Below are 21,834 nucleotides of genomic sequence, written 5' to 3' on the forward strand. Positions count from 1 at the left end.
TACGATATAGAAAGTGATACCTATGGCAACTACGACAAAAACGTCGACCAAAAAAACAAGTAAAAAAAAATCAGCTACTGCTAAAAAAAATCTAGTTATTGTGGAGTCTCCTGCAAAAGCAAAGACTATCGAAAAATACTTAGGACGTAACTATAAAGTTGTAGCCTCAGTAGGTCATATCCGTGATTTAAAAAAGTCAAGTATGTCCATTGATTTTGAGAATAATTACGAACCACAATATATTAATATTCGTGGTAAAGGACCTCTCATTAATGATTTAAAAAAAGAAGCTAAAAAGGCTAAAAAAGTTTACCTCGCGAGTGACCCGGACCGTGAAGGAGAAGCTATTTCCTGGCATTTAGCGCATATTTTAGATTTAGACAAAGAAGACAGAAACCGTGTTGTTTTCAATGAAATCACAAAAGATGCTGTTAAAAATGCTTTTGTGGAACCTCGTCAGATTAACATGGATCTCGTTGATGCTCAGCAAGCACGACGTGTTTTAGATCGCATTGTTGGTTATTCTATCTCACCTATTTTATGGAAAAAAGTAAAAAAAGGGCTATCAGCTGGACGTGTACAATCAGTTGCTCTTAAACTAATCATTGATCGTGAAAATGAGATTAAGGCTTTCCAACCGGAGGAGTATTGGACTATTGACGGTTCCTTTAAAAAAGGAACACGTAAATTCAATGCCACTTTCTACGGTTTAGACGGAAAGAAATTCAAATTATCGAATAATGAAGACGTCAAAACAGTTCTAAAACGTATTAAAACTGATGAATTCTTAGTTGAAAAAGTTGAAAAAAAAGAGCGTCGTCGTAATGCACCATTACCGTATACAACTTCTTCATTGCAACAGGATGCAGCTAACAAAATCAATTTTCGAACTCGTAAAACCATGATGATTGCGCAACAGCTGTACGAAGGACTTAGCTTAGGCACAGCAGGTCATCAAGGTCTGATTACCTATATGCGTACTGATTCTACACGTATTAGTCCGTTAGCACAAAATGAAGCAGCAGAATTTATTACTAACCGTTTTGGTGCAAATTATTCTAAACATGGGAATAAAGTTAAAAATGCTTCTGGAGCACAAGATGCTCACGAAGCTATTCGTCCGTCTAGTGTTAATCATACACCCGAAAGTATTGCTAAGTTTTTAGACAAAGATCAACTAAAACTTTATACTCTTATCTGGAACCGTTTTATTGCAAGCCAAATGACAGCAGCAGTCTTTGACACAATGAAAGTTAATTTAACGCAAAATGGTGTTACTTTTATTGCTAATGGTAGCCAAGTCAAGTTTGATGGTTACATGGCTGTTTATAACGATACTGACAAAAATAAAATGTTACCAGATATGGAGGAAGGAGAAAGTGTTAAAAAGGTTAATACGAATCCTGAACAACACTTCACTCAACCTCCTGCAAGGTTTTCAGAAGCAAGTCTCATTAAAACACTTGAAGAAAACGGTGTAGGTCGTCCTTCAACTTATGCCCCAACGCTTGAGACTATTCAAAAACGTTATTATGTTAAGCTTGCAGCTAAACGCTTCGAACCAACTGAACTTGGTGAAATTGTTAATAGCCTTATTGTAGAATTTTTCCCAGATATTGTTGATGTTACCTTCACTGCCGAAATGGAAGGGAAACTAGACGAAGTTGAGATTGGCAAAGAGCAGTGGCAAAAGATTATCGATGAATTTTATAAACCATTTGAAAAAGAACTTGCAAAAGCAGAAACTGAAATGGAGAAAATTCAAATAAAGGATGAACCTGCTGGATTTGATTGCGAGCTATGTGGATCACCAATGGTAATAAAACTAGGACGTTATGGAAAGTTTTATGCGTGTAGCAATTTCCCTGAATGTCATAACACAAAAGCTATCACTAAGGAAATAGGTGTTATTTGTCCTATCTGTCAAAAAGGACAAGTTATTGAGCGAAAAACAAAACGCAATCGTATCTTTTATGGCTGTGACCGCTACCCAGAATGTGAGTTTACATCTTGGGACAAACCTATTGGACGAACTTGCCCCAAATCAAATGATTTCTTAGTGGAGAAAAAAGTACGCGGTGGTGGTAAACAAGTTGTTTGCTCAAATGAAAAATGCGACTACCAAGAAGAGAAAATTAAATAAAGTGGAATCTGAGTGTTTAGCTCAGATTTTAAAAAAAATTATTATTTTACATAACTTAATTTATGTATTTTATTTTATGGGAGAATTAATAAAAAAGTGCTATAATATAGGTGTATTCATAGTGTGAGGTGCCGTTATGTCCTATATTGAAATGAAGCATTCCTATAAGCGTTATCAAACAGGTGAAACCGAAATTATTGCTAACAATGATATTAGTTTCAGTATTGAGAGAGGTGAGTTGGTGGTTATTCTTGGTGCATCCGGCGCTGGCAAATCTACTGTTCTCAATATACTAGGAGGGATGGATAGTAATAGTGAAGGTGAAGTTTTAATTGATGGTAAGAATATTGCTAATTATACCATCAGGGAATTGACTCGTTACCGTAGATATGATGTCGGGTTTGTTTTTCAATTCTATAACTTAGTCCCTAATCTAACAGCACTAGAGAATGTAGAATTTGCTTCAGAAATTGTTCCAAAGGCATTAGATGCCCAAAAGGCATTAGAAAACGTAGGTTTGGGACACCGTATCAATCATTTTCCAGCACAGCTTTCCGGTGGCGAACAGCAACGCGTTGCAATAGCACGAGCTATTGCCAAAAAACCTAAACTGTTACTTTGTGATGAACCTACTGGTGCTTTAGATTACCAAACCGGAAAACAAGTACTAGCTATCCTGCAAAAGATGGCGCAATCAAAAGAAACAACTGTGATCATTGTTACTCATAATACTGCCTTAGCGCCAATTGCAAATCGCGTGATCCATATGCATGATTCAAAAATCAGTGATATTGTAATAAACGAGAATCCAAGTGATATTCAGAACATAGAATATTAGAGGTTATACAAATGGGAAAGACATTTTGGAAAGATATCTATCGATCAATTACGACTTCAAAAGGTAGATTTTCATCAATCCTCTTACTTATGATGTTAGGCTCATTTGCTTTTATAGGACTGAAGGTCGCATCACCTAATATGCAAAGAACAGCACAAAATTACCTTGCTCATCATCATGTTATGGATATTACCGTTTTCAATTCTTGGGGACTTGACAAACATGATCAAACTGTTTTAGAAAGCTTAAAAGGATCACAAGTTGAGTTTTCTTACTTTATAGATACAACTCCTCAACAGAATAGTAAATCTTATCGATTGTATTCCAATACCAAAACAATATCAACCTTTGATCTTGTTAAGGGACGTCTCCCTTTAAATAAATCAGAAATTGCTCTCTCATTTCAGGAACGAAAAAAATATGCAATAGGTGATAAAATTAATTTTAAACAAGATAAAAACAAACTGTTTTCAAATACAGGTCCTCTAACTATTGTAGGTTTTGTTAATTCTACTGAGGTTTGGTCTAAGACAAATCTTGGTAGTTCTCAAACAGGGGACGGCGACTTAGATAGTTATGGCGTATTAGATAAGACAGCATTTCACTCTCCAGTATATACAATGGCAAGGGTAACTTTTAAAGATCTTAGGTTGATTAACCCTTTCTCAATAAGTTACAAAGAAAAAGTAGCGAAATACCAAGAAAAGGTATCGCGAAAGTTAAATATTCACAATAAAATAAGATATACCAAAACAAAAAAAGAGAGTCTACGTAAAATCGATGAGGAGGAAAAAAGCCTACTAAAAGCTCAAAAACAAATCAATCGGTTAGATAATGATAGCCTAGCGATGCCACTATCTCAAAGACAAGCTATTCAAATGAAAATTAAACAAGACCGACTATCTCTTTTGAAACGAACAAAAGAGCTTTTAAAATTGAGACATAACACCCAAATAATGGAATCGCCTCAAATTATTGTCTACAACCGTGCTACCTTTCCTGGAGGACAAGGATATAACACTTTTGACTCCAGTACAAATAGTACTTCTAAAATCAGTAATCTTTTTCCCATTATTTTATATTTAGTCGCAGCATTAGTAACCTTAACAACAATGACTAGGTTCGTCGAGGAAGAAAGAACCAACGCAGGCATATTAAAAGCACTAGGCTATAGTGACCGCCAAGTTATCTTTAAATTTATTATTTATGGTTTTATAGCAGGAACATTAGGGACTACTTTAGGTATCATTGGAGGGCATTATCTTTTACCTCGTATTATTTCTGATATCATTTCCAAAGACCTGACTATTCCAAACACACAGTATCATCTTTTCTTAAATTACAGTTTACTAGCCTTTGTTTTTTCATTATTAAGCATTGTTCTTCCAGTTTTTGTTATCACTCGACGTGAGTTGAAAGAAAAAGCAGCATTTTTATTATTACCAAAACCACCAGCTAAAGGATCTAAAATAGCTTTAGAGTATATCAATTGGATTTGGAAAAAACTGTCCTTCACACAAAAAGTAACTGCTAGAAATATTTTTCGTTACAAACAAAGGATGATTATGACCATATTTGGAGTTGCTGGATCAGTAGCGCTCTTATTTTCAGGTCTAGGAATACAATCCTCCTTAAAGCAAACCGTCAATGAACATTTCGGTCGTATTATGCCCTATGATATATTGCTAACATATAACACAAATGCTTCTCCCCAAAAAATACTTAAACTACTTTCAAAAGATTCAAAAACAGACAAATACCAACCAATACACCTTGAAAATCTTGACGAATCCATTCCTGGACAAATTAATAAACAGTCAATTTCTCTATTCATAACAGACAAAAAACAATTACTACCTTTTATTTATTTACAAGAAGCAACAACTAGCAAGTCATTGCACTTGAATAATAAAGGGATTATTATTTCTAAAAAATTAGCTCAATTTTATCATGTTAATACTGGTGATTTTATCCATTTATCTCATTCACAAACACTTCCTTCTAGAAAATTAAAAATAGCAGGAGTTGTCAATGCGAATGTTGGTCACTATATTTTTATGACAAAACAGTACTATCGAACTATTTTTAAGAAAGAAGCTAAAGATAACGCTTTTTTGGTTAAGTTAACCAAACATAAAATCGCAAATAACTTAGCAGAAAAACTTTTAGAAATTAATGGAGTTGAGTCTCTTACGCAAAATGCTCTTCAGATGGCTAGTGTAGAAGCCGTTGTGCGTTCTTTAGATGGCTCTATGACTATTTTAGTTGTCGTATCTTTATTGTTAGCCATTGTAATTCTTTATAATCTCACTAATATCAATTTAGCAGAACGTAAGCGGGAGCTATCAACTATAAAGGTATTAGGTTTTTATAATGAAGAAGTAACTTTATACATTTACCGCGAAACCATTATTTTATCAACCATCGGTGTGATTCTAGGCACCATTAGCGGTACTTATTTACACCGTCAAATGATGTCGCTAATTGGTTCAGATCAAATACTTTTTGGTGAAAAAGTATCACCAACTACATTTATAATACCAATAAGCGTAATAGTCATCATTCTAATAAGTCTAGGTTTTATAGTTAACCATCAATTAAAAAAACTCAATATGTTAGATGCCTTGAAATCAGTAGATTAGTTTATAAAAAAGATTATCTTTTCTAATCTTTTCGATAACGATTGACAGTAAGTGATCTTAATTGTATAATATAACAGTATAATGTTAGATAAAAGTGAGATATTTATGAGAAAGTCTATTTTTGAGGAAACTGCAAAAGGTAAAGTATCAAGGCATATCCTTTTAACTATATTATTGGCTTTGATATTACTATTTACAGCAGATTTCCTTACCTATATTATTATTGAATTGATTATCTCGCTTGATTTTTGGAAACTAGAGTGGGATAGCGATATCGTCCAGTTAATCATTTTACTAGCAACTTCAATTAGTACGGTAATGTTATTTATGTGGGTGAAATTTAAAGAGAAGCGTCCAATTAGTTCTCTAGGGCTATTTAAAGAAGGAGCCCTAACAGAATTATCTAGAGGATGGTTAGTCGGGAGCGTTCTCTTTGGAGCCTGCTTAATATTAACAATAATTTCAGGCTCTGGAGTTATCGAAACTGTTCGTTTTACAGCTGATAAATTGATTTGGTTTCTTATTTTTGCTGTTGGATGGCAGGTACAAGGCGTCTCTGTTGAAATATTGTGTCGTGGATGGTTACTTCCGGTGAGTGCCACAAAGTATAGTAAGATAGTTTCTGTCAGTATCAGTTCGATCTTTTTCGGTCTTCTGCATAGCGCTAATAATCATGTAAGCTTTATCTCGATTTTCAATCTGTGTCTCTTTGGACTATTTCTATCGCTCTATGTTATTTTAAAAGGTAACATCTGGGGGACGTGTGGTATTCATGGCGCTTGGAACTGTGTACAAGGGAGTGTCTTTGGAATCGAAGTTAGTGGAGAGCCAATGTTGTCTAACTCCCTAGTCCATGTTAAAACCTATGGTGCTGACTGGATTAGCGGTGGAAAATTTGGTGTGGAAGGAAGTATGATTACTAGTATTGTTCTTATCGTAGCTTGTTATTGGCTTTATCAAAAATCGAATTTTCCTTACGACTAATAGATTTAATCTAAATAAGCTTCTCTTACTGAAAGCTTATTTTTTATTTTAGTATTAAAAAACTATGTTTTGTGATATAATATTTCAAAGACGAAAGGAGTCTATTGTGCCACAAAATCCAACAAGTAACCCAGAGAAAAAAACTTATTTATTATCTGAATTGGTAGACTGCTTTAAAGGTAAAGCTGTGCCTTCAAAAGCAGAAGCAGGCGATATCCGTATTATTAATTTGAGTGATATGTCTCCTTTAGGAATTGACTACCATAACTTAAAAACATTCCAAGATGAACAACGCTCACTTTTAAAATATCTACTTCAGGAAGGCGATGTTTTAATCGCTTCAAAAGGAACTGTCAAGAAAGTTGCTATTTTTGAAGAGCAAGATTACCCTGTCGTTGCCTCTGCTAATATTACAATACTAAGACCTACACAACACATTAGAGGGTACTACTTAAAGCTTTTTTTTGATTCAGAAGAAGGTCAACAGGCACTTGAGAATGCTAACAAAGGAAAAGCTGTGATGAATATTAGCACAAAGGAACTGTTAAATATTGCAATACCAAGTATCCCGCTTTTTAGACAGGATTATCTTATCCAACGTTATAAACAGGGGCTCAACGATTACGAACGTAAGATAGCACGTGCAGAGCAGGAGTGGGAACGTATCCAAAATGACATCAGACAACAACTTAGCTAGAACCGAATACAAAACATCATAGGAAGAGTTATCATGAACGAAATCAAATGCCCTCATTGTGGAACAGCTTTTGCCATCAACGAGTCTGAATACCATCAATTACTAGAACAAATTCGTGGAGATGCTTTTGACAAAGAAGTAAGTGAACGGTTGGAAAAAGAACGTCTAATATTAGGGGAGCAAGCAAAAAATCAATTACAGGAAGTTGTTGTAGAAAAAGACAAGGAGATAGCTAAACTTCAGTACAAAGTCAAACAATTTCTTATAGAAAAAGACAATCTTCTCAAAGACAATGAGTACCAACTCGCTGAGCAATTAAATCAAAAAGACATGATGCTTCGCGACCTTGAAAACCAAATCGATAGACTACGTTTAGAGCATGAAAATAGCTTGCAAGAGGCGCTAACAAAAGTCGAACGAGAAAGAGATGCAATACAAAATCAGTTGCACATTCAAGAAAAAGAAAAAGATTTAGCTTTAGCTTCAGTAAAAAGTGATTATGAAGTACAACTAAAGGCAGCCAATGAACAAGTAGAATTCTATAAAAACTTCAAAGCTCAACAGTCTACTAAAGCAGTAGGAGAAAGTTTAGAACATTATGCTGAAACAGAATTTAATAAAGTGCGACATTTGGCCTTTCCTAATGCTTATTTTGAGAAGGACAATACATTATCAAGTCGTGGCTCAAAGGGGGACTTTATCTATCGAGAAAAGGATGAAAATGACCTTGAGTTTTTAAGTATCATGTTTGAAATGAAAAATGAGTCTGATGATACTATCAAGAAGCATAAAAATGAAGATTTTTTCAAAGAATTAGATAAAGATCGTCGTGAAAAATCTTGCGAATACGCAGTTTTAGTAACTATGCTTGAAGCAGACAATGACTATTATAATACTGGAATTGTTGATGTTAGTCACAAATACCCTAAAATGTACGTTATACGTCCACAATTTTTTATCCAATTAATTGGTATTCTAAGAAATGCAGCACTCAATACCTTAAAATATAAACAAGAGCTTGCTTTGATGAAAGAACAAAATATTGACATCACACATTTTGAAGAAGATTTAGATATTTTCAAAAATGCATTTGCTAAAAATTATAATTCTGCAAGCAAAAATTTCCAGAAAGCAATCGATGAAATAGATAAATCTATTAAACGTATGGAAGCTGTTAAGGCTGCTTTAACCACGTCTGAAAATCAACTACGTCTTGCAAATAATAAATTAGACGATGTTTCTGTCAAGAAATTAACGAGAAAAAATCCAACAATGAAAGCAAAATTCGATGCTCTAAAAGACTAAGAGGTTATGATTATGAAGATTAGAACTGCAACACTAGACGATAGTGAAAAATTAGTCCCTTTGTATCAAGAATTAGGATACGCAATATCATTATCAGAGATTCAATCTATTTTAAAGGTTATTCTTACTCATTCAGATTATGGCTTTTTGATAGCTGAGGATAATGGCAAACTACTCGCCTTCGTTGGATATCATAAACTTTACTTTTTTGAAAAAAGTGGGACTTACTATCGGATTTTAGCACTAGTAGTTAATGAAGAACACCGTCGTAAAGGTATCGCTAGCCAACTTATTAATCACGTTAAACAGCTAGCTAAAACAGATGGAAGTGAAGTACTGGCTTTAAATAGCAGTTTAAAAGAATATCGTCAGGAAGCTTATCATTTTTATGAAAACCTAGGGTTCAAGAAGGTTAGTACAGGCTTTTCATACTATTTAGATTAGGTATAAATCCTTATAGCACTATACCAAAAGAGCGTAAGTTTTTACGCTCCTTTCTTTGTGTTACCGTTTATTTACTGATATAATATAAAACATGATTACAGGAATAATTAATTTAAAGAAAGAAGCTGGAATGACATCACACGATGCTGTATTCAAGCTTCGAAAGATACTACATACAAAAAAAATAGGACACGGCGGAACTCTTGATCCAGATGTTGTTGGGGTTTTACCAATTGCGGTTGGAAAAGCCACTCGTGTTATTGAATATATGACAGAAAGTGGCAAAATTTATGAAGGAGAAATCACTTTAGGATATGCCACAAGTACAGAAGATTCTAGTGGAGAGGTCATTTCAAGAACTCCACTAACTCAATCCGATCTTAGCGAGGATGTTGTGGATCATGCGATGAAAAGTTTTATCGGTCCAATTACACAAGTTCCTCCTATGTATTCAGCAGTTAAAGTAAACGGTAAAAAGCTCTATGAATATGCCCGTTCAGGAGAAGAAGTAGAGCGACCTAAACGACAAATAACAATTTCTGAATTTAGACGCACAAGCCCATTGTACTTCGAAAAAGGCATCTGCCGTTTTAGTTTCTATGTCTCATGCAGTAAAGGTACCTATGTTAGGACGTTAGCTGTTGATCTAGGAATAAAACTAGGATATGCTAGCCATATGTCTTTCCTAAAAAGAACCTCATCTGCAGGATTATCCATTACACAATCATTAACGCTTGAAGAAATTAATGAAAAATATAAGCAAGAAGATTTTTCATTTTTACTTCCAATTGAATATGGTGTTTTAGATCTCCCAAAAGTTAACCTAACTGAGGAAGATAAAATTGAAATCTCATACGGACGTCGTATCTTATTAGAAAATGAAGCAGATACCTTAGCAGCTTTTTATGAAAATAGAGTTATCGCTATACTAGAAAAACGTGGCAATGAATTTAAACCACACAAAGTATTGTTATAAAGAAAGTCAATCATGAAAATCCATTACATTAATGATTATAAAGATATTCAAGCTAAAGAAGATTGCGTCTTAGTTTTGGGCTATTTTGATGGCTTACATCTGGGACATAAAGCCCTCTTTGATAAAGCTAAAAAAATCGCGACCGAAAAAAATTTGAAAATTGTCGTCTTAACGTTTAATGAGACACCTCGTCTAACCTTCGCTCGCTTCCAACCTGAATTATTGCTACATCTTACCTCTCCAGAAAAACGTTCTGAAAAATTTCAAGAGTATGGCGTCGATGAGTTATATTTAATGAATTTTACCAGTCATTTTTCAAAAGTATCTTCTGACCTTTTTATTAAGAAATATATTTATGGTCTCAGAGCAAAAGCTGCTGTTGTCGGTTTTGATTATAAGTTCGGTCATAATCGTACCAGTGGTGATTATCTAGCGCGTAATTTCAAGGGACCAGTCTATATCATTGATGAAATTTCTGAAGGTGGTGAAAAAATCTCTTCTACACGTATTCGTCAATTGATTACAGAAGGTAATGTTGAGAAAGCTAACCAACTTTTGGGTTATGAGTTTTCAACCTGTGGCATGGTAGTACATGGCGATGCTAGAGGACGAACTATAGGGTTCCCAACTGCTAATCTAGCTCCCATTAATCGCACTTACTTACCTGCAGACGGTGTTTATATTTCCAATGTTCTGATTAATGGAAAATATTATAGAGCGATGACGAGCATTGGAAAAAATATCACTTTTGGTGGTACAGAACTTCGTTTAGAAGCTAATATCTTTGATTTTGATGGCGACATTTATGGAGAAACTATTGAAATTTTCTGGTTAAAAAGAATCAGAGAAATGGTAAAGTTTAATGGTATTGACGATCTTGTAAAACAACTAAAAAAAGATAAAGAAATTGCTTTAAATTGGAAAAAAGATAGTCAAACTCTTTAATTTTTTGTATAATAGTCTCTAGTAAATACAAGAGGCGGTTATATGATTACCTTATTTTTATCACCCAGCTGTACTAGTTGCCGAAAAGCGCGTGCTTGGCTAAGTAAGCATGAGGTTGCTTTTGAAGAGCATAACATTATTACAAGTCCACTCAATAAAGAAGAACTATTACAAATTCTATCGTTTACAGAAAATGGTACAGAAGACATTATTTCCACACGTTCAAAAGTCTTTCAAAAACTTGCTATTGATGTAGACGAATTATCAACATCTTCATTAATGGAATTAATTTCAGAAAATCCAAGTCTTTTACGACGCCCAATTATTTTAGACAAAAAACGTATGCAGATTGGTTTTAATGAGGATGAAATTCGTGCCTTCTTACCGCGTGACTATCGTAAACAAGAACTGAAACAGGCCACTATTCGTGCTGAAATTGAGGGAAAACATGATTAGTAGTAATTATAGTTATCCTCTTGATCCTTCATGGAATATGGAAGATATTACTAAGGTACTTCGCTTTTTAAATCAAGTTGAACACGCCTATGAAAATAGTGTTAAAGTTGATAATTTGCTAGATAGCTATAAAGAATTTAAAAAAGTTGTTAAATCCAAGGCGCAGGAAAAACAAATTGACCGTGAATTCCAGAGAACTAGCGGTTATTCCACTTATCAAGCTGTTAAAGCAGCACAACAACAAGCGAAAGGATTTATTTCACTTGGACGCTAAATTTGATTTCGCTAAACAATTAGTGTATAAAGCTGGTCAATTCATTAAATCTGAGATGCAAAATACTTTTGATGTTGAGGAAAAGTCTCGATTTGATGATTTAGTGACAAGTCTTGATAAAAAAACACAAAAATTATTAATTCAAGAAATTATTCAACATTACCCAGATGATAATATACTTGCCGAAGAAGATGATGTGCGCTCACCCATTGCTCAAGGTAATGTTTGGGTTTTAGACCCTATTGATGGAACCGTTAATTTTATTGTTCAAAAAGATAACTTTGCTGTTATGTTAGCTTATTACGAAGAAGGCGTTGGACAATTTGGTATCATCTACGACGTTATGGCTGATATTCTTTACAGTGGGGGAGGACATTTTGATGTCTATGCTAACGATAAAAAAATTGTTCCTTTTCAAGAGTGTCCTTTAGAACGTTGCTTACTTGGAGTAAATTCTGCTATGTATGCAGAAAATGATTGCGGTATTGCCCATTTAGCTTCTGAAACTTTAGGTGTTCGTATCTATGGTGGTGCTGGAATTAGCATGGCAAAAGTCATGCAGGGCAAATTATTAGCTTATTTTTCGTATATTCAACCTTGGGATTATGCTGCAGCAAAAATCATGGGGGAGACATTAGGATTTACCTTATTAACGCTTGACGGGGAAGAACCCAACTATTCAACAAGACAAAAAGTAATGTTCCTACCAAAGTCGAAATTAAATCTTATCCAATCCTACCTTACCAAAAAATAAACTTAAAACCTTCTAATTAAATAGAAGGTTTTTTTGCACGACCGTGATTATATAGTATAATAGAAACATGAAATTACCGAATGAATTTATTGAAAAATATCAGACTATACTTAAAGATGAAGCAGAAGCTTTTTTTGACAGTTTTGAACAAAAACCCATATCGGCATATCGCACCAATCCTCTCAAAGAAAAGCAACTTGATTTTCCAAATGCCATCCCAAGTACCCCTTGGGGGCATTATGGGAAAATATCAGGAAAATCAATAGAACACACAACTGGCCTTGTTTATTCTCAAGAACCTGCTGCTCAGATAGTGGCTCAGATTGCTGAACCACAAGAAGGAATGAAAGTGCTAGATTTAGCAGCTGCACCTGGTGGAAAAACAACACACCTTCTATCATATTTAAACAATACTGGTCTATTAGTTAGTAATGAAATTTCAAATAAACGTAGTAAAATTTTAGTCGAAAATGTCGAACGTTTTGGTGCTAGAAATGTTATCGTGACTAATGAAAGCTCCCAACGACTAGCCAAATGTTTTAATTCTTTTTTTGATCTTATTGTTTTTGACGGTCCGTGTTCTGGTGAGGGAATGTTCCGCAAAGACCCTCAAGCAATACAATATTGGCACAAAGATTACCCCACAGAATGTGCACAGTTACAAAGAGATATTTTAAAAGAAGCAATCAAAATGCTAGCTCGTGGTGGTATACTTGTATACTCTACTTGTACATGGTCACCAGAAGAGAACGAAGAAGTGGTTAATTGGCTCCTTCAAGAGTATGATTACTTAGAACTTGTTGATATCCCTAAACTAAATGGGATGGTTGAAGGGATTAATGTACCACAAGTTGCAAGGATGTACCCTCATCATTTTCAAGGTGAAGGACAATTCGTTGCAAAACTGAGAGATACTAGACCTAAGGAAGCACAGAAAATTAAGCCAAAAGCACAGAAAATTAATAAAATGCAGTTACAATTGTGGCAACAATTTGCACAAGACCATTTAAAGATAGACTTGAACGGTGTTTTAGACGTTTTCGGCGACCAACTCTATCTTCTACCTAATGGTTTCCCTGATTTGTCTAAATTAAAAATAGCACGCAATGGTCTCCATCTAGGCACTTTCAAGAAGAATCGTTTTGAGCCATCGTTTGCTTTAGGAATGGCACTTAGCGAACATGACCTAGTACAGTCTATTGAAATTGATATAGAACAGTTTGAGGTGTACGTATCTGGAAATGTAGTCAAACTAGACAAGGCTGTTCCAAATGGTTGGTATCAAATTCTTGTAAAAGGCAATGGATTAGGTTTTGCAAAAGTGACAAATAATACTCTTAAAAATTATTACCCTAAAGGACTACGATTTCAGACATAACTGTTATTGAATACTTTTAATAAAAAAGGAAAAAGAAATACTTTTCAAACCCTAGAAACTTATGGTACTATGGGACAGTGATGTGTGTTTTTACTATTTGTAAATCATTAAACACTCAATGATTTTAGTAATATATATCAACTACTAAATATCAAAATTTATTCAAAAGAATAGGAAAATGAAAATGAAAAAAAACATTTTTTTGTTAACCTTGCTAGCCACCGTCTTATTGACGCTGTCTGGTTGTGCTAGTTGGATTGATAAAGGTCAATCAATCACCAGCGTTGGTTCAACCGCCTTACAGCCACTTGTAGAAGCTGCAGCAGATGAGTTTGGTAAGACAAACCTCGGTAAGACTATCAATGTCCAAGGAGGAGGCTCAGGAACAGGCTTATCACAAGTACAGTCTGGAGCTGTTCAAATTGGTAATAGCGACTTATTTGCAGAAGAAAAAGATGGTATTGATGCTAAGAAATTGAAAGACCATCAAGTAGCAGTAGCTGGATTAGCTGTTATTGTTAATAAAAAAGTTAATGTTAAAAATCTAACCACCCACCAACTTCGTGATATTTTTGCAGGAAAAATCAAGAATTGGAAAGAAGTGGGAGGACAAGATTTAGATATTTCCATCATCAATCGAGCAGCAAGTTCTGGATCCCGTGCAACCTTCGATAATACTATTATGGGAAATGTTGCTCCTATTCAAAGCCAAGAACAAGATTCAAATGGTATGGTGAAATCAATTGTTTCTCAAACACCTGGTGCGATTTCATACCTCGCTTTTGCATACGTTGATAAATCTGTCGAAACATTAAAACTAAATGGTTTTGCGCCAACAGCTAAAAATGTTACTACCGACAACTGGAAACTTTGGTCATATGAACATATGTATACAAAAGGTAATGAAACAGGTCTAACAAAAGAATTCTTAGACTACATGAAAAGTGATAAAGTTCAAAGTAGTATCGTACAACATATGGGATACATCTCTATTAACGACATGAAAGTTGTTAAAGATGCCAAAGGTAAAGTAACCCCAAAATAAAACTTAATCACATCTGGATAAAGCATCTTGATCCTAGGAGGAATTATGAAAAATCAAGAATTAGCTAAAAAATTAACATCTCCTTCAAAAAACTCTCGATTAGAAAAATTTGGTAAAGGAATAACTTTTCTTTCGCTTGCCCTAATCGTCTTCATTGTTGCGATGATTTTGATTTTTGTTGCTCAAAAAGGACTATCTACATTTTTTGTTGATGGCGTTAAATTAACAGACTTCTTATTTAATACAAAATGGGAACCAAGTGCTAAGTCATTTGGTGCTCTTCCAATGATAGCTGGATCATTTATTGTTACTATTCTATCAGCTATCATTGCTACACCATTTGCTATCGGGGCTGCCGTATTTATGACTGAAATCTCACCTAAATATGGTTCTAAAATTTTACAACCTGCAGTTGAATTACTAGTTGGGATTCCTTCTGTTGTTTACGGTTTTATTGGTTTACAGATTATTGTTCCCTTCGTTCGCTCTATTTTTGGGGGAACAGGTTTTGGCATTTTATCTGGGGTCTGTGTCCTCTTCGTCATGATTCTACCAACTGTTACTTTCATGACAGTAGATAGCCTTAGAGCTGTGCCACGTCACTATAAAGAAGCAAGTTTAGCCATGGGGGCAACTCGTTGGCAAACAATTTGGCGTGTTATATTAAACGCTGCACGTCCAGGAATTTTCACTGCAATTGTTTTTGGTATGGCACGTGCATTTGGTGAAGCTCTAGCAATTCAGATGGTTGTCGGAAACTCTGCAATTTTACCAACATCATTGACAACACCAGCAGCAACATTAACGTCTGTTCTAACAATGGGTATTGGTAATACTGTAATGGGAACTGTACAAAACAATGTTCTCTGGTCGCTAGCCTTAGTACTTTTAATTATGAGTTTAGCATTTAATACAGTTATTAAGTTAATTACAAGGGAAGGAAAGAAAAACTATGAACGCTAAAAAGGCTGACAAATTAGCAACTGCAATACTCTATAGTATTGCAGCTATCATCGTTACAATCCTCGCCTCTCTTTTAATTTTTATTCTTGTTCGCGGATTGCCACACGTATCTTGGTCATTTTTAACTGGGAAATCATCATCATATGAAGCTGGAGGCGGTATTGGAATACAATTATACAATTCCTTTTTCCTACTCATTGTTACTCTGATTATTTCTATTCCTCTATCTTTAGGAGCTGGAATATACCTCTCAGAATATGCTAAAAAAGGACGTTTAACAAACTTTGTTAGAACATGTATCGAAATTTTATCATCTCTTCCTTCTGTTGTAGTTGGTCTGTTTGGTTACCTAATCTTCGTTGTTCAATTTCAATATGGCTTCTCAATTATCTCAGGTGCCTTAGCACTTACTGTTTTTAACTTACCCCAAATGACACGTAGTGTTGAAGATAGCCTTCAAAATGTACACCACACACAGCGTGAAGCAGGATTGGCCCTAGGTATTTCTCGTTGGGAAACGGTCATTTACGTCGTTGTCCCTGAAGCTCTGCCAAGTATTGTAACTGGTGTTGTGTTAGCTTCAGGACGTATTTTCGGTGAGGCAGCAGCACTTATTTATACAGCTGGTCAATCTGCTCCAGCACTTGATTGGTCAAATTGGAACGTCCTTAGTGTTACAAGTCCAATCTCAATTTTCCGTCAAGCAGAAACTTTAGCTGTTCATATTTGGAAAGTTAATAGCGAAGGGACAATCCCTGATGCAACACAAGTATCTGCCGGTAGCGCTGCAGTCTTATTGGTTGTTATTCTTATTTTCAACCTTTCAGCTCGCTCGATCGGTAAGAAACTTCATTCGAAATTAACCTCGTCTAATTAAAAGGAGTAGTAATGGCAGAATATAATTGGGACGAACGCCATATCATTACCTTCCCTGAAGAAAATTCAGCTCTCACCACAAAAGATTTACACGTTTACTACGGTGAGAAAGAAGCTATCAAGGGAATTGATATGCAATTTGAAAAAAATAAAATTACAGCCTTAATCGGCCCATCTGGATGTGGAAAATCAACGTATCTTCGTAGCTTAAATCGTATGAACGATACGATTGATATTGCACGCGTGACTGGACAAATCATGTATGAAGGAATTGATGTTAACGCTCAAGATATCAATGTTTACGAGATGCGAAAACATATCGGAATGGTTTTCCAACATCCAAACCCGTTTGCAAAATCAATTTATAAAAACATTACCTTTGCATATGAGCGTGCTGGTGTAAGAGATAAAAAATTCTTAGATGAAGTTGTCGAAACCTCACTAAAACAAGCTGCTCTATGGGATCAAGTAAAAGATGACCTTCATAAATCGGCATTCACTTTATCTGGCGGTCAACAGCAGCGATTATGTATTGCACGTGCTATCGCAGTTAAACCAGAAATTCTCTTAATGGATGAACCTGCTTCAGCACTCGATCCGATTGCAACTATGCAACTAGAAGAGACAATGTTTGAACTCAAGAAAAATTACACTATAATTATCGTAACACATAATATGCAACAAGCAGCACGTGCTAGTGATTATACTGCATTTTTCTATCTTGGAGACTTAATCGAATACGATAAAACGAATAACATTTTCCAAAATGCTAAATGTCAATCTACTAGCGATTATGTTTCTGGTCGATTTGGATAGTGAGGTAAAAGATGACACAACCTATTTTACAAGTCAGTGATTTGTCTGTTTACTATAATAAGAAAAAAGCTTTAAAAGAAGTCTCAATGGACTTCTATCCTAATGAGATTACAGCCTTAATTGGTCCGTCTGGTTCTGGAAAGTCAACACTCTTACGAGCTATTAACCGTATGGGAGACTTAAATCCTGAAGTCACTCTAACAGGAGCAGTGATGTATAACGGACATAATGTTTATAGCCCACGCACTGATACCGTAGAACTTCGTAAAGAAATTGGGATGGTTTTTCAGCAGCCTAATCCATTTCCTATGTCAGTATTTGAAAATGTTGTTTATGGTCTTAGACTCAAAGGAATAAAAGACAAAGCTACGTTAGATGAAGCTGTAGAGACTTCATTGAAGGGCGCGTCTATCTGGGACGAGGTCAAAGATAGATTACACGACTCTGCTCTTGGTTTATCTGGTGGTCAACAACAACGTGTTTGTATTGCCAGAACCCTTGCTACCAAGCCTAAAATTATCCTTCTAGATGAGCCAACCTCTGCACTTGACCCAATTTCTGCTGGTAAAATTGAAGAGACTTTACATGGTCTAAAAGATCAATATACCATGTTACTTGTTACACGTTCTATGCAGCAAGCCTCACGTATTTCTGATCGTACAGGTTTCTTCTTAGACGGTAACTTAATTGAATATGGCAATACAAAAGAAATGTTTATGAATCCTAAACATAAAGAAACTGAAGATTACATTACAGGTAAATTCGGTTAATACCATATAATAAGATCAGAAAGAGAATACAATATGTTAAGATCAAAATTTGATGAAGAATTAGATAAACTGCATAACCAATTCTATGCAATGGGAATTGAAGCTATCGGACAAATCAAAAAAACAGTTCGTGCTTTTGTCAGTCATGATCGAGAGTTAGCTAAAGAAGTGATAGAAGATGATGTAACGCTTAACAACTTTGAAACGAAGTTAGAGAAAAAATCATTGGAAATTATTGCACTCCAGCAGCCTGTATCACAAGACTTACGCACCGTTATTACCGTTTTAAAAGCTACTAGTGATGTTGAGCGTATGGGAGACCATGCAGCAGCAGTTGCAAAAGCAACCATCCGTATGAAGGGCGAGGAAAGAATACCAGCAGTAGAACTAGAAATCAATAATATGGGAAAAGCAGTTAAAAACATGCTTGAAGAAGCCTTAACAGCTTATATCAATGGTGATGATGAAAAAGCTTACGAAGTAGCAGCAATGGATGAAATAGTTGATGATTACTTCCGTGATATCCAAAAAATGGTAGTTGAAACAATTCAAAAGCATCCTGACGTAGCATTTGCCGCCAAAGAATACTTCCAAGTCTTGATGCACTTGGAGCGAATTGGGGATTATGGCAAAAATATCTGTGAATGGATTGTTTATTTAAAAACTGGAAAAATTATCGAGTTATGATATAATTATTGCTTGTAGAGTGGTAATTGTAAGTATAGTTCGTGCGATAGAAAAGCTGTAACTATCTTGTTACAGCTTTTCTATCTTTTCTAGCCCATACAGGACTAGTAATGTTTCAAATGTTTCTGAATTAGTTAGGAGTTATATGAAAACTGTAGAACATTTTGTTACCAAATTTGTCCCTGAAAACTATAACCTTTTCTTGGATATTAATCGTCAAACTAAAACCTTTTCAGGTAACGTTGCTGTGTCTGGCGAAGCCTTAGATAACAATATCTCTTTTCACCAAAAAGGGTTAACCATTAAATCTGTCCTATTAGATAATCAACCATTAGATTTCCAATTAGATGAAGACAATGAAGCTATGCATATTCAATTGCATGAAACTGGTAGCATGGTATTAGTTTTTGAATTCAGCGGTCACATTACCGATAATATGACAGGTATGTATCCATCTTACTATACAGTTAATGGCATCAAAAAAGAGGTTATCTCCACACAATTTGAAAGCCATTTTGCTCGTGAAGTATTCCCAAGTATTGACGAACCAGAAGCAAAAGCAACCTTTGATTTGAGCCTAAAATTCGATCAAAAAGAAGGAGAGATTGCTCTTTCAAATATGCCGGAAATCAATGCTGAACAACGTCAAGAAACAGGTTTATGGACATTTGACACCACACCTAAAATGTCATCATATTTATTAGCTTTTGCCTTAGGGGAATTGCATGGTAAAACAACACATACCAAAAACGGCACTCTTGTTGGCTCATATGCTACAAAAGCCCATCAGTTAAATGAATTAGATTTTTCTTTAGATATCGCTGTGCGTGTTATTGAGTTTTATGAGGACTACTTTGGTGTACGTTATCCTATTCCTCAGTCACTCCATGTTGCTCTACCTGATTTTTCTGCTGGAGCTATGGAAAATTGGGGATTAGTAACATATCGTGAAGTCTATCTTTTAGTAGATGAGAACTCTAGTGTTTCCAGCCGTCAGCAAGTAGCATTAGTTGTAGCACATGAAATAGCTCACCAGTGGTTTGGTAACCTCGTTACTATGAAATGGTGGGATGATTTATGGTTAAATGAATCATTTGCTAATATGATGGAATATGTCTCAATTGATTATATTGAACCAAAACTTAATATATTTGAAGACTTTCAAACAGGTGGTCTACCATTAGCTCTTAAGCGTGATGCCACAGATGGCGTCCAATCTGTTCACGTTGAGGTCAATCATCCTGATGAAATTAACACACTTTTTGATCCAGCTATCGTTTATGCAAAAGGTAGCCGCCTCATGCACATGTTACGTCGCTGGTTAGGCGATACAGATTTTGCCGCAGGACTAAAAATTTATTTTGAAAAACATCAATATCAAAATACTATTGGTCGTGACCTTTGGAATGCACTTTCTCAAACCTCAGGAAAAGATGTTGCAGCTTTCATGGATTCTTGGTTAGAGCAACCAGGATACCCTGTGATGGCAGCCAAAATAGAAGAAGATGACCTCATTTTAACTCAAAAACAATTCTTTATTGGTGAACACGAAGATAAGTCTCGCTTGTGGCAAATTCCTCTTAATAGTAATTGGGAAGGAATCCCAGAGATATTAACCGAGGAAACGGTAGTAATCCCCAATTTTAGTCAGTTAGCTGAAAAGAACAAAGAAAATGGTGCACTGCGTTTCAATACTGAAAATACTGCACATTATATTACTAACTATCAAGGTCAACTCTTAGAGCATATCATTTCTGATCTTCCTCTTATGGATAACATTTCTAAACTACAAATTGTACAAGAACGTCATTTACTTGCTGAAAGTGGTATGATTTCATACAGCAGTTTAATACCTTTAGTATCTCTTTTGAGTCAAGAGACATCATATCTTGTTAACTCTGCTATTAAGAGTGTTATTGATGGTTTATCCTTATTCGTCCAGGAAGATAGCCAAGATGAATTCGACTTTAAAGAATTTGTTAATAAATTATCAGCATTTAATTTTAATAGACTTGGCTTTGAAAAAAGAGAAGGAGAAGGAGATGATAGCGAAATGGTCCGTCATCTATCCCTAAGCCTTGCTCTCTACTCAGATAATGAACATGCTATTGAAGAAGCTCACCATATTTTTAAAGCCCACAAAAATAATATCGCTGCTATACCAGCTGCAATTCGCCTGTTAGTTCTTACCAATGAAATGAAGCATTTCGAATCCAAAGAACTTAGCCACTTGTTATTAGAGACTTATAGTACTACTACCGATGGGAATTTCAAACGACAACTAGCGAGTGCTTTATCTCATACTACAGATAGCAAGACACTCAAGAAATTATTGTCAGATTGGAAAAATAAAGATATTGTGAAACCACAAGACTTAGCTATGAGTTGGTATGCTACTTTCCTTAAAAATTCTTTTACACAAGAAAGTGTCTGGGAGTGGGCCCAAGAAAACTGGGAATGGATCAAAGCAACTCTAGGTGGTGATATGAGTTTTGATAAATTCGTGATTTATCCCTCAAGTAGTTTCAAAACAGAAGAACGCCTTGAACAATATAAAAACTTTTTCGAGCCTCAATTAAGCGATATGGCGATTAGCCGTAATATTTCAATGGGAATTAAAGAAATTTCTGCTCGTGTCCTTTTAATCACGAAGCAAAAAGAAGAAGTTATCAATACTATCAAAAAATATATCTAATAAACTCAAATAGAGATTGATGGATTATTCAATCTCTATTTCTTTGTCTGTGTCATGAAATTAGTTGACATAAAACATACTTTATTTAGGATTTATTAAGCAAAGTTTGGTATTCTAATATTAATAGTTCAGATATAATATGTACA

At 35.1% G+C, this 21,834-nt stretch carries 20 protein-coding genes; all 20 read left to right on the forward strand.

All coding sequences use genetic code 11. The features are described 5' to 3' along the window. The first annotated feature begins 22 nt into the window (after window positions 1–22). The 20 genes from topA (at window position 23) to HMPREF9171_RS107560 (ending at window position 21,688) form a co-directional block, all read left to right on the forward strand. Window positions 23–2,143: a type I DNA topoisomerase gene (topA, locus tag HMPREF9171_RS107655; RefSeq protein ID WP_000246607.1), complete on the forward strand. Its 2,121-nt coding sequence runs from the start codon at window positions 23–25 to the stop codon at window positions 2,141–2,143. Window positions 2,144–2,279: 136 nt separating this feature from the next. Beyond that, entirely contained in the window at window positions 2,280–2,981 is a 702-nt protein-coding gene (locus HMPREF9171_RS107650; protein WP_000120351.1) for an ABC transporter ATP-binding protein, read from the forward strand. Window positions 2,982–2,992: 11 nt separating this feature from the next. Then, window positions 2,993–5,623 carry an ABC transporter permease gene (locus HMPREF9171_RS107645; protein ID WP_000520607.1) on the forward strand — a complete coding sequence of 877 codons (2,631 nt, stop codon included), beginning with the start codon at window positions 2,993–2,995 and terminating at the stop codon, window positions 5,621–5,623. Window positions 5,624–5,728: 105 nt separating this feature from the next. After that, on the forward strand, window positions 5,729–6,607 hold the full coding sequence (locus tag HMPREF9171_RS107640) for a CPBP family intramembrane glutamic endopeptidase (protein ID WP_001232128.1): 879 nt from the start codon (window positions 5,729–5,731) through the stop codon (window positions 6,605–6,607). A gap of 106 nt (window positions 6,608–6,713) precedes the next feature. Further along, window positions 6,714–7,304, forward strand: coding sequence for a restriction endonuclease subunit S (locus tag HMPREF9171_RS107635; protein WP_001135929.1), 591 nt, complete (start codon window positions 6,714–6,716; stop codon window positions 7,302–7,304). Window positions 7,305–7,337: 33 nt separating this feature from the next. Then, window positions 7,338–8,609, forward strand: coding sequence for a DUF2130 domain-containing protein (locus HMPREF9171_RS107630; RefSeq protein WP_001002583.1), 1,272 nt, complete (start codon window positions 7,338–7,340; stop codon window positions 8,607–8,609). Window positions 8,610–8,621: 12 nt separating this feature from the next. Further along, entirely contained in the window at window positions 8,622–9,053 is a 432-nt protein-coding gene (locus HMPREF9171_RS107625; protein ID WP_000702701.1) for a GNAT family N-acetyltransferase, read from the forward strand. 91 nt (window positions 9,054–9,144) lie between these two features. Continuing rightward, window positions 9,145–10,029: a tRNA pseudouridine(55) synthase TruB gene (gene truB / locus HMPREF9171_RS107620; protein ID WP_001872285.1), complete on the forward strand. Its 885-nt coding sequence runs from the start codon at window positions 9,145–9,147 to the stop codon at window positions 10,027–10,029. A 12-nt stretch (window positions 10,030–10,041) separates the two neighbouring features. Beyond that, entirely contained in the window at window positions 10,042–10,974 is a 933-nt protein-coding gene (locus tag HMPREF9171_RS107615; protein WP_000690921.1) for a bifunctional riboflavin kinase/FAD synthetase, read from the forward strand. 42 nt (window positions 10,975–11,016) lie between these two features. Continuing rightward, window positions 11,017–11,430 carry a Spx/MgsR family RNA polymerase-binding regulatory protein gene (locus HMPREF9171_RS107610; protein WP_000631264.1) on the forward strand — a complete coding sequence of 138 codons (414 nt, stop codon included), beginning with the start codon at window positions 11,017–11,019 and terminating at the stop codon, window positions 11,428–11,430. Next, window positions 11,423–11,704: a UPF0223 family protein gene (locus HMPREF9171_RS107605; protein WP_000625901.1), complete on the forward strand. Its 282-nt coding sequence runs from the start codon at window positions 11,423–11,425 to the stop codon at window positions 11,702–11,704. The genes HMPREF9171_RS107610 and HMPREF9171_RS107605 overlap by 8 nt, the downstream gene beginning before the upstream one ends. After that, a complete protein-coding gene (locus HMPREF9171_RS107600; RefSeq protein WP_000338948.1) occupies window positions 11,694–12,458 on the forward strand; it encodes an inositol monophosphatase family protein in 765 nt (254 codons plus the stop codon). The genes HMPREF9171_RS107605 and HMPREF9171_RS107600 overlap by 11 nt, the downstream gene beginning before the upstream one ends. A gap of 67 nt (window positions 12,459–12,525) precedes the next feature. Then, window positions 12,526–13,836: an RsmF rRNA methyltransferase first C-terminal domain-containing protein gene (locus HMPREF9171_RS107595; RefSeq protein ID WP_000775407.1), complete on the forward strand. Its 1,311-nt coding sequence runs from the start codon at window positions 12,526–12,528 to the stop codon at window positions 13,834–13,836. Window positions 13,837–14,014: 178 nt separating this feature from the next. After that, a complete protein-coding gene (locus tag HMPREF9171_RS107590; protein WP_001872286.1) occupies window positions 14,015–14,881 on the forward strand; it encodes a phosphate ABC transporter substrate-binding protein PstS family protein in 867 nt (288 codons plus the stop codon). Between the two features lie 45 nt (window positions 14,882–14,926). Then, complete coding sequence (gene pstC / locus HMPREF9171_RS107585; RefSeq protein ID WP_000795717.1) at window positions 14,927–15,844, forward strand: phosphate ABC transporter permease subunit PstC; 918 nt, start codon at window positions 14,927–14,929, stop codon at window positions 15,842–15,844. Continuing rightward, complete coding sequence (pstA, locus tag HMPREF9171_RS107580) at window positions 15,834–16,721, forward strand: phosphate ABC transporter permease PstA (RefSeq protein ID WP_000992187.1); 888 nt, start codon at window positions 15,834–15,836, stop codon at window positions 16,719–16,721. Before pstC ends, pstA begins: the two co-directional genes overlap by 11 nt. 11 nt (window positions 16,722–16,732) lie before the next feature. After that, a complete protein-coding gene (pstB, locus tag HMPREF9171_RS107575; RefSeq protein WP_000852850.1) occupies window positions 16,733–17,536 on the forward strand; it encodes a phosphate ABC transporter ATP-binding protein PstB in 804 nt (267 codons plus the stop codon). A gap of 11 nt (window positions 17,537–17,547) precedes the next feature. Then, window positions 17,548–18,306: a phosphate ABC transporter ATP-binding protein PstB gene (gene pstB, locus HMPREF9171_RS107570; protein ID WP_000193363.1), complete on the forward strand. Its 759-nt coding sequence runs from the start codon at window positions 17,548–17,550 to the stop codon at window positions 18,304–18,306. A gap of 33 nt (window positions 18,307–18,339) precedes the next feature. Beyond that, window positions 18,340–18,993 (forward strand): phosphate signaling complex protein PhoU, encoded by a 654-nt coding sequence (gene phoU / locus HMPREF9171_RS107565; RefSeq protein ID WP_000946330.1) that lies wholly within the window; start codon window positions 18,340–18,342, stop codon window positions 18,991–18,993. Between the two features lie 145 nt (window positions 18,994–19,138). After that, window positions 19,139–21,688: a M1 family metallopeptidase gene (locus HMPREF9171_RS107560; RefSeq protein WP_000859376.1), complete on the forward strand. Its 2,550-nt coding sequence runs from the start codon at window positions 19,139–19,141 to the stop codon at window positions 21,686–21,688. Window positions 21,689–21,834: the final 146 nt, after the last annotated feature.

The organism is Streptococcus agalactiae ATCC 13813, from assembly GCF_000186445.1.
Lineage (GTDB): Bacteria > Bacillota > Bacilli > Lactobacillales > Streptococcaceae > Streptococcus > Streptococcus agalactiae.